This window comes from Apibacter muscae (genome assembly GCF_007845595.1).
GTDB classification, from domain to species: Bacteria; Bacteroidota; Bacteroidia; order Flavobacteriales; family Weeksellaceae; genus Apibacter; species Apibacter muscae.
This window is the reverse complement of sequence record NZ_SELI01000014.1, coordinates 201822-211461: the sequence shown is the minus strand read 5'-3', so window position 1 is coordinate 211461 and position 9640 is coordinate 201822. Positions and strand designations below refer to the sequence as shown.

Here is a 9640-nt window from a genome sequence, read left to right as displayed (position 1 = left end):
GGGTTATTCCCTGCCAGACCGATGGGGTCTTTGGAGATGTATTGTCCAGTTTCGGGATTGTAGTAACGGAAACGATTGTAATACAATCCTGTTTCTACATCCTCGTACTGTCCGGCTTGCCTAAATGGAATCAGTGTTGGGCTGCCTTTCAGCTCTTTAAATCCTCCGTACAGGTTATACTCTGCTTCCCAAACCAATTTCCCAAATCGATCGTAGGCTTGTACCGGTCTTCCTAAATAGTCGGAGACCAAGCTGTATTTTTCCTCTCCTACTATTTTCGCACAAGGGGTAAAACTTCCTCTTTCATAAACCCAAGTGGTAACCTCGGTTACGGGTTCTTCGCGGTTGTATTTTACTTCTCCTTCGGCATCCGTAATCAACCTTGGGCGATCTTCTAGGGGGTAGTCCCACTCATGTAAAAGAACATTTCCATCCCAAAGATAGCGATAAATTTTATTTCCTACAATTTTAGCTGTTCTTCTGCCCAGGGCGTCGTATTCAAAGGAAAGGGTACTGCCGTCGGGCTTGATTACTTTTTGCAACATTCCGTTGGAATACCATAGGTATTCCCAGTCGCCGGACTCCCACTTCAATTTTTGTTCTTTTTTTTCTTCCCAGGCTTGTTGCCTACGGTTGCGGATTTTGTCGTACTCTCGCATTTCTCTACGGCTGTACTTCCGTATTTCGGCTTTTTGGTCAAAAATATTGTCGTAAACTTCACCGTCCGGCAGTAAAAAGCTAGTTGAAAAATCAGAGCCTGAGGAAGCCTCTACTTCGCTCCCTCTTGGGGTACGGGTTTTAAACCTTAAGTTTCCGTATTCGTCGTAGTGGTACCACCATTCTGTATCTTTTCTTAATTTACCTCCGGCGTCGTACACTCGGTCTTTTCTATGGGTAGAGTTGTACAAATTCCCTACCTCGTCGGGGTTTTTGTATTCGGTAGTCCCATCGGAATGATGGGCTTGGGCTAAACTTCCGAAGGCGTCGTAATCGTACCGAATGTTTGCACCGGTCAAACGGTTGAGGGTTTCCACCAGTTTAAAATTCTCTTTCCAGCGGTAAGCGGTGTCTAGGGTTTTACCGGCATCGGAAGTAACGGTTTGGGCTAAAGGTCTTCCCAAGTCGTCGTATTGCATTTGCTGGTTCACTCCCCCGCTCATGCTTCTTTGTACTTTTCTACGGTCTGGGTCTACCTGCAAACTCAGGTGCCAATACGGATTCCTTGGGTTCTGCACCGTAATGGGGGTTTGGGCTTTTAGCTCTTCCAACCTGCCTTCGGCCGTGTAGCGGTACTCTATTTCTGCGCCTAGGGAACTTTTTAGCTTTTGCAACTGCCCCCGCTCGTCGTAAAGATAGTCCAACTGATGTTCGCCCTGCCTTTCTTGGGTCACTTGTCCGAAAGGATTACGGATAAACTCTACTTCACTCATTAGGTTTTGGGCTTTCACCAAACGTCCCAAAGGGTCGTATTCAAAAGATTCCCAATAACCGGTGTTGTAGCGGTTGTAGGTCAATCGTCCGGCGCCGTCGTACTGGTGGTAAATTTCTTTCCCTCCAGGCGCTAGGGTTTTTACGATTTCCCCGTCTAAATTGCGGATGTATTCTTGGGTTTGCCCATCAAAATCTCTCTCTTTGATAATTTGGTCGTTCCGGTTTCTGGTAAAGGTGTAAAACTCGTTTTTCTCATTGGTGATGCGGAACAATTGTTCGTAAGCGTTGTAGTCGTACACCAAGGTAGAAATGGCTTCCATGGTTTTAGCACTGCGTCTGGATTGTTTTTTTAGGCTTCCCATGGGGGTATATTCCATAAACCACTCTTCACTGCCGTTGCTTACATGCACGGGCAAGTCATAAGCGTCGTACTTGATGCGTAGTTTTTTTTGCCCCGGCGTTTGAAATTCGCTTACTCGCCCCAAGTGGTCTCGTCGCCAATAAGTAGGCGCTTCATTTTCTCGGTTTTGGGAAATCAATCGCCCGTACTTGTCGTATTGAAACTCTTGCACAGCCCCGCGGTTGTTGGTGGCTTTCACCATTTGCCCGAAGGCGTTGTATTCCCAATAGGTTTCCAGCCCTTGGCTGTCTTTGGAGGCATAAGGTTGTTTTTCTTGCTCGTGGTAAAGATATTCCACCGTGGACTCGTCCAACCGTTGCCAGTTCGTTAAACGCCCTAGGGAGTCGTACTGCCAACTTTCTGATTTTCCGGTAGGTTCTTTTCGGTAAACCAAACGGTTGAATTCGTCGTACATATACTGAATTTCTTCCCCATCGGGGGCTTGTACCGCCTTTCTGTTTCCACGCTCGTCGTATTGGTAACCGGTAATTTTCCCTTCGGGACTGGCAACCATGGTTATTTCATGGTGAGGCGTATAGTCGTACCAAGTTTCTCCGCCTTCGGCGTCTACTTGTTTATACACGAGAAAATCCTCGTCGTAGTAGTATCGTTCTATCTTACCTTCTTTTTGGGTATACCGTACTTCGTTGAAACCTTCTTCCGGGAAATAGAAGATTTTTCCTTCCTGAAACTGGTTTTTTCCGGTGGTGTAAATGACTCGCCCTTGGGAATCGTACCGCCAAAGGTATTCCATTCCGTTTCGGTTTACCCGGCGCACAACACGGTCGTGATGATCGTAATAAAAATCTATGCTTTTGCCTTGGGCATCAAACACTCGGGTTAGGTTTCCGCGCTCGTCGTATTCGTAACTCACCAACAAATCTTCTTGGTTTTGGTATACCATATGGACAAAGGCTATTTTTGTTCCGTCGGGCGTCGCTGAAAATTTCAAGGTTCTATAGGCCTGATCGCGGATGTAAGTGAGTATTTCTCCTCTGGAATTGTAATGGAAGTTTAAAACCCCTCCTTGGGCGCTTTCCAATGTTTTTACACGGTAGATTTTCCCGAATTCTTTATGTGGAAAGGCTTGGTAGGTATACACATCCTCCCCAATTTTTATTACCCAAGTGTTTACATCGGGACGTTTTTGCCAAATTTTCCAAGTTCTGTCGTATTCAAACTCTCCTTCCAAAGCAGGACAAGGAAGGGGTACCACTTGGTTTTCCAACGGGTGTTTAAAAGCAACTACCCCGTCGGCTTCTTGGGGAACTAAAAATAAATCGTAGGAATTGGAAACCCCACGCCCTAGCATTCCTAGGTAAGGGTTGTCGCTCTCCCATACATTTTTCCATTGCAAAGTGTGCGATCCTAAAATTTCAAAATCTTCCCACTCAAAGCTCATGGCTCCGGTTACAAAATTCACCGGCTCTAGCCCTAGCTTACACAAAGCTTTTGAAATAGGGTTGTCTTTTCCAAATTTACTCGCTAGGAAATGGTTTAGTTTAGTAAACCCTGCACCTACTCCTTTGGAAATTCCTTTCATTAGTAAAACCGTGGCGGCACGCATTAATATGTCCGATAGGGAATATTTATGCGGAACAAAGGGACCGCCAATCAACACCGGATTTCCGGTGTTGAACTGTATATACAGGGTGGAAATATGGTTGTACAAAGCCGCCCAAGCGGGTGGGAAATATTGGTGCCCCAGCCCCATTCCCCAGCAGGTTAGCACTTGCTGGGGTTTATCCCCGCTCATTTCCGAACCTTGTACAATTACGGTTTCAGATCCTACGTAGACCTCGCCGTCGTGCGGGGCTTCCATTTCTCCCAAAGCTATTTTATACACCGGAAGGGAGCCTGTAATGTGTACCAAAGGAGATTTTATAGGATTTTTCATCATCTTTTTGGGTGGGGAAGGGATTCCCAACCCCATCACCGAGGTGGTGGTGGTGGCTTTGTGCCTTCCGTGTACATATACACTGCTCCCCAACGGTATACTTTGCGGAGGATTGCTCATAAACATCCCCAAAGCTCCTTGCACTGCCGATGGTATGGATATGTCGCCCGGAAGATAATCCATAGGGTCAAAAATAATCCCTACAAACGGGTGAGGCAAAGGTATAGGAATCGTCCGAAAGGACGGTGGGGGCGGTATTTGCGTATAGTGTACATCTAAAGCAACTACTACATCAAAATGTTTGGAGGCATGTTGCGAGGCATTTCCGCTCCAGGTATATTCTTTTTTATTGAGTTGAGGGATTGTGGTTAATGTGTGGGCTTCTTCTTCTTGCGAAGAGGCTGCCGCTGAGGAATCTGCAGAGTTCTGAGATGCCTCCGCTCCGGCTTGGGTTTCTGTAGACGAAGAGGCAGAAGATTTCCCCATAGCTGCATCGAATTTTTCTGCCTTCACCGGTTTTAATTTATAAGATTTATGATCTTTCATAAGGTTTAGTCTTAGTTCGTAGGTTGGGGTTCTGGATCATTCACTTTTTCCTGCCAGTTTTCTCCCACCAGTTGTTTCATTTTTAAATCTAGTTTCTTTCCCTTCTCGGAGGATTTGCCGTACTTCTTTAGTAATTGGCGCATGGTGTAAGGAAAGGTACTTGCCTTTCTTTCCTGTAAAGGCAACTGCGCACCTATTTCTAAACATTTTTCGTAATGCGCCAAGGCTTGGGAAGAGTTAAACATTCCGTCTTTGAATTGCCCCAGCATTCGGTGGCTTTCCAATTGTATAAAATAATCTTCTATTTTCTCTCCGATCGTCAAGGCTTTTTCCAACTCTTGAATGGCTGCGGTGGTTTCCGATTGGGAAAGCAAAAACCCGGCATAGTGAAAATGTATTTGCGCAGCAAAAAGCGTATCTTTTTCTACGGTTTGGAAAAGTTTTTCAAACTCTGCCTTGGCATTCTTTTTATCTTCCAATGCTGTGAAAACCGTGGCACGTATAAAACGGGCGGTAGCTTCCGATTCTTGGGAACCGTCTTTTTTGGCAATAAACAATGCCCGGTCTAGCGAATGCAGGGCAGGCTCGTATTTACCTTCTCCCAGCAAGGTATAAGCATTCAGGATTTGTTGTTGGAAATTCATTTCCGGATTTCCCTTTTCTCTTTGGGTTTGTTGTGCCGCATTTTGCATAAGCTTGCCCCCGTCTATATTCAAAACCACTTCGTGTGTGTTCGGTGGTAGGTTTTTGAAGGTACGTAGGTGCTTATATTCTTTGATCACTAGTTTTATGTCTTTTTTCTTCCGATTGATACGGCACCATTCCCCGATCCATTCCTCCCACTCTTGGGCATTGTCTTCCTTTAGGTTGGGCGGTTGCAGGAGTAAAAAAATCTTCCTTCCTTCCATTTCCGGATAGGTATGGTAGTAAGATTCTAAGGTTTGCAACAGCTGGTAGGCATCGGTTTTATACTTCCCTTCCGGAAATTGAACTTCTTGCCATTCGCGCAAGTTTTCTACCTGGGTTTTCAAACCTGCTTGATGCAACTCGTGCCAACGTTCAACCATAAAGGTTCCGTATTGGTTTTTCCCTTCAAAAGGATGGTACAGGATTAAAAATAAGTCCTTGGTTTTTGCCTGATCGGAACTTTGAGACTTGAAATACCCTTCCAACAAGCGTAGTTCATGCTTTTCTCCTAAACAAACATAAAGCGGACTTTGGGGTGAATTTTTAATTTCCCGGTACCATTGTTTGTCTAATTTTAAGACTTCCAATTGTACTGAATTCATCCCCTAAGTTTAATTAATTTTTACTTTGCCTCCTACAATAGTCGTTTCTTTTCCTGAACCTACGGTTATTTTACCCGGGCTGTTGATGCTTACTTGAGTAGTACCCGCTTGTATTAAATTTTTGGTGCTTATATTGACGTTATTAGCTTCTATTCCTATACCGGAATTTATGTTTTCTCCGGCTCCTACTCCAAAATTCACGGTTGTTGAACCTAAAATACCTATGTCTTTTCCATTGATTAAGATAGTACCGTCTTTTAACATATCAATTCTAGATTCTCCGCACACCAATGTTATATGTTCTTTGGAACTGATTACGGAGTTTCCGGCTCCATCAAAATTCATGACGGTTCCTCCTTGGTCAGACAAGGTCATGTCTCCTACTTGGTCGTTAAACGTAATATGCGAGCCACTGGCGGTTTGCAAGCCTTTTTTGTAATTGCCTGCCCCTCCGTGTCCGGACTTTCCTTTGCCGTTGAACATGGCTCCTAGGCTTACGGGCTTTTCTGCATTTCCGCTTTCAAAAGCGACAATTACCTCTTCTCCAATTTCAGGAATTACGTGCATTCCTTTTCCGTTACCGGCATATGGGGTGATGGAACGGATCCATGGGCTTTGTCCCCCTGTTGGTTTTTGCCATGGGAACTGCACCCGTATACGGCTCATGCCTTGAGGATCGTTGTTATCCGTAACAATGGCTGATTGTTCCTCGCATAATGGTATTGCATCTTCATCCATATAAGGAGGTACTTCATTGTCCATTGGAATAGCTACCACTTCGTTGATATAACCTTCGGTAATGTCATGAAAGTGTTTAATTTCTATAATTTTGTAGGATTCCAAAGGCACTTCTCCGTTTTTAAAGATTTTATGCCCCGGCATCCAAGCTTTTAGTTTAATAATATCTCCCAAACGTACGTTGGGGTTGTTGGTTTTGGCTTCCATAAAAAAAACATTCTGCCTTTTTAGCTTCTGTCTTTTTACGGCGTCTTTGAGTTCCGGTCTTCCTCCTTCTAATAAACTATGGTTGTATAATGAGGTAGGTACTTTGGAATAAATATCTTCCGAGGCTTTTATGGCGTGCTGTTGAAATGGGTTTACCAAACGGTGAGTGATCGGTACACTGTCTGAATCTACGGTATGGGGTTCGGCTTGACCGGCATCGTAAGCCATATAATTAAATTTTTGCGGAACCAATTGCATGCGTAGCTTGCAATCGTACACGTCTTGTTCTTCTACCATTTCTACGGTTTTTCCTCCATAACCGCCAAATACAATTTGTTGTCCGTTGTAGCCTAACCATTCTCCGTAACGGGTGGCTAATCGTTTCACAAAATCCCAGTCGGATTCTCTGTACTGTACGGTATACAACAATTTATCTTTCATAATCGGACGTATGTCCCATTGTACTAAATCTTGAGGATATTCTGCCGTAGCATTTTTTATGATGCCTGCTAAATCTAAATTTTCAAAGCTTTGGGAATCTAAACCATTTTCTAATAAAATGGTAGGTGCTTTACCGGTAAAGATCAACCGGGATTCTCCATTTTCTCGTTCATTGGTGATATCGGTAATAATTCCGGTAAATATAAAAGCCGGTGCCCCAAATTGTATCATTTGTATGGTGGTTCTTTTCCCTAAATAATTTCGAGCTTTTTCCATGGGGTAGGCTTTAGGGCCGTCAATCGCTTCCGCCGAACACTTGATGGTAAAGGTGTCGTGTTCCGCTGCTTTTTGTTGAATTTCAACCACAAAATGACTATCAGCGAGTACTCGTTCTCCACCAATGGTAATTTTACTATAAACAATATGAGAGTTGGCGAGGTTGGTTTCGGGGTCTCCGCCATACGTGGCAATAAGTGAATTGAGTCCTTTATACTCGGCGTACTGCTCCGGGGTAATCAGTCCATTGGGCAAACTGGTTATATCCCCGGGAATGATTTTTTTTATTTCTTGGGCTTGATTGGCGATATTTTTTGCTGTATCTACGGCTTTTTGGGCTTTATCTACGGCTTCTTGCACAGGGGCGGTAAGATCGGATATTTTATCCGCAAGCTGATCTTCTAAATTGGATAATTTATCGGTGAGTCCGCTTAAATCTGCAGCGTTTTCAACAATTTTACCTGTGGATAATGAAGAAGAAGCTTTTCCTGCTCCTTTTCCTAAATTAGGATCTATGATTGACATATAATTAAGTTTAAAAATAATTAAGTTTGAAATGCTTATGATGCTATAAAATTAAACATTTTAATTAGATAAAAAAATATTTTTTTTATTTGAATATATAAATCTATGATAATCAATGTATATAAAAATAAACCTCTGGTTTATCTTAATTTTTAGTTATATACTTCTTTCTTTATTTAATTTTTGTACTACTCAACCTTTCCATTACCTTTATGGATTGTCCTTCTTATAAAGATTTACTAATAGCTTTAGTTCTATCTTGGAGTAAAGCTAAATATAGCCTATTTTATATTTTAAAAAAATTAACTGCTGAGTTTCCTAATTATTTCTATACTCTAAGGAATCCAATATTTGTAGATTATTTTCACTAACTGAATTTCCCATATTATAGGATTTTTCTAAAAAAAAGCGGGCTTCTTTTAAATTTCCTATACGCATGTAACAAAACCCTAAATTATTTAATATACCAGGATAGTTTTCTGTATTAACTGCTATATTACTTTTGTAAACTTTTTCGAAATTTTGAATTGCATTTTCAAAATCATTTATCATTAAATATGAATCAGCAAGTGGAATAAGAACGTTTGGGTACTCTTCAGAGTTTACCCAATTAAAAAATGTAATTGCTGCTTGGTAGTTTCCTTTTTTATAAGCATCTAATCCTTGATTATAAAACTTTATATTATCATCTGTAAAAAAAGTGTTTTTAGCAATAACAACAAAAAAGCTTAAAGCTATAAAACTTATAATTAATTGTATTTTTTTCATATTAAGAATCGGCTTAAAAGCATGATTACAAACATAAAAAAGATGATTGATAAATATCTGCCATTAATTAAAAAATCTGTATTAAAGTCTTTTTTTTCAAAAAATACTATTAATAATATTGGAAAATAAAAAATAAGAAGACCTAAACTAAGGAAATAATTATATTTCAACAAATCAAAGAATAATATAATTTTATTTGATTTCTCATTCATTTTTCTTAGCCCAAAAAAAGGTATACTATCTACTTTTTTTATGTCTGAAAACCATAAATTATGATAAGAGGGAGAGTTATTAATTACTTTATTATAATCTTTTTCTTTTACATAAAAAGATATATTAACGTTTTTTGCTTTTTTATCTATCCCCCAAGACCAAACAGTTAACCCTTGCGTAAGTCCTCCGTAGGTTCTTGCTATTTTTACTTTTCCTTTTTGATAACTATAAGTGATTAGAGTTCCTTTATAATTGCTATAAGTAGAACTAATGTTTTCAGCCTTTTGCCACTCTATTTTTTTTACTGTTATTATGTCGCACACAGTAGTTCCTAAGGCATAGATAAAATAAATTAACCATAAAGTAGAAAAAATTATTTCTAAATAATAGTATATTTTATTCTTCATTAAATTAATCTTTTCCAGCTAAAACAGTAATTTTAGCTCTAGCTTCAGCTTCTTCTTTTTGTAAAGCATTTAATACATCCTTAGCTTGACCTTCCAATAAAAAATTACTAGTGGCTGTACAAGACTCTTAAATAACGTTTAGGTATTTTATACTTACTAAAAAAACTCATTTTTTTAAAATTTTATTATTTATAGTTTTTTTTAGTTTGTTCTCGTTCTAAAGAATCTATGAAACTAAGCATTTTAATGCTTTGTTCATCCTTTAAATATTTAGATTTCTCTAAATAAAATTTAGCTTTTTCAAAATTCTTTTTATCAGCATAACAAATCCCTAATTGATTTTGTATTCTTATTTGCTCATCTTTATTTAATTTTGAATTAGTTAACGCTCTATCTAAATAAAATATTGCTTTATTTATACTATCTAATTGATAATAGCATTCTCCTAATACATGAAATAATTCAGAGTGCTGATCTATATCTATAAGGTTAAAACGGGTAA

8 protein-coding genes and 1 pseudogene are annotated in these 9640 nt (G+C 40.1%); 2 read left to right on the top strand and 7 right to left on the bottom strand.

The features are described from left to right. On the bottom strand, positions 1-1514 hold a 1514-nt coding region (locus tag ETU10_RS11275; RefSeq protein ID WP_246118401.1), incomplete at its 3' end, for an RHS repeat domain-containing protein. Between the two features lie 1444 nt (positions 1515-2958). On the opposite strand from ETU10_RS11275, the gene ETU10_RS11270 reads away from it, so the two are divergent. Continuing rightward, positions 2959-3117: a hypothetical protein gene (locus tag ETU10_RS11270; RefSeq protein ID WP_246118400.1), complete on the top strand. Its 159-nt coding sequence runs from the start codon at positions 2959-2961 to the stop codon at positions 3115-3117. Between the two features lie 14 nt (positions 3118-3131). On the opposite strand, the pseudogene ETU10_RS11400 reads toward ETU10_RS11270, so the two are convergent. After that, positions 3132-3233: pseudogene (locus tag ETU10_RS11400) on the bottom strand (hypothetical protein); the annotation flags it as partial. 250 nt (positions 3234-3483) lie between these two features. On the opposite strand from ETU10_RS11400, the gene ETU10_RS11265 reads away from it, so the two are divergent. Next, positions 3484-3627, top strand: coding sequence for a hypothetical protein (locus ETU10_RS11265; protein ID WP_246118399.1), 144 nt, complete (start codon positions 3484-3486; stop codon positions 3625-3627). Between the two features lie 658 nt (positions 3628-4285). Here the strand turns inward: ETU10_RS11265 and ETU10_RS01195 are convergent. The 5 genes from ETU10_RS01195 to ETU10_RS11395 all read right to left on the bottom strand — a co-directional run bounded on the left by ETU10_RS01195 (position 4286) and on the right by ETU10_RS11395 (position 9617). Next, a complete protein-coding gene (locus tag ETU10_RS01195) occupies positions 4286-5563 on the bottom strand; it encodes a tetratricopeptide repeat protein (RefSeq protein WP_146309404.1) in 1278 nt (425 codons plus the stop codon). Between the two features lie 9 nt (positions 5564-5572). Next, positions 5573-7750, bottom strand: a complete 2178-nt coding sequence (locus ETU10_RS01190; RefSeq protein ID WP_146309403.1) for a phage baseplate assembly protein V — start codon at positions 7748-7750, stop codon at positions 5573-5575. A gap of 318 nt (positions 7751-8068) precedes the next feature. After that, positions 8069-8518, bottom strand: a complete 450-nt coding sequence (locus ETU10_RS01185) for a tetratricopeptide repeat protein (RefSeq protein ID WP_146291077.1) — start codon at positions 8516-8518, stop codon at positions 8069-8071. Continuing rightward, positions 8515-9138: a hypothetical protein gene (locus tag ETU10_RS01180; protein WP_146309402.1), complete on the bottom strand. Its 624-nt coding sequence runs from the start codon at positions 9136-9138 to the stop codon at positions 8515-8517. Before ETU10_RS01180 ends, ETU10_RS01185 begins: the two co-directional genes overlap by 4 nt. A 185-nt stretch (positions 9139-9323) precedes the next feature. After that, complete coding sequence (locus tag ETU10_RS11395; protein ID WP_394344701.1) at positions 9324-9617, bottom strand: hypothetical protein; 294 nt, start codon at positions 9615-9617, stop codon at positions 9324-9326. Between the last annotated feature and the right edge of the window lie 23 nt (positions 9618-9640).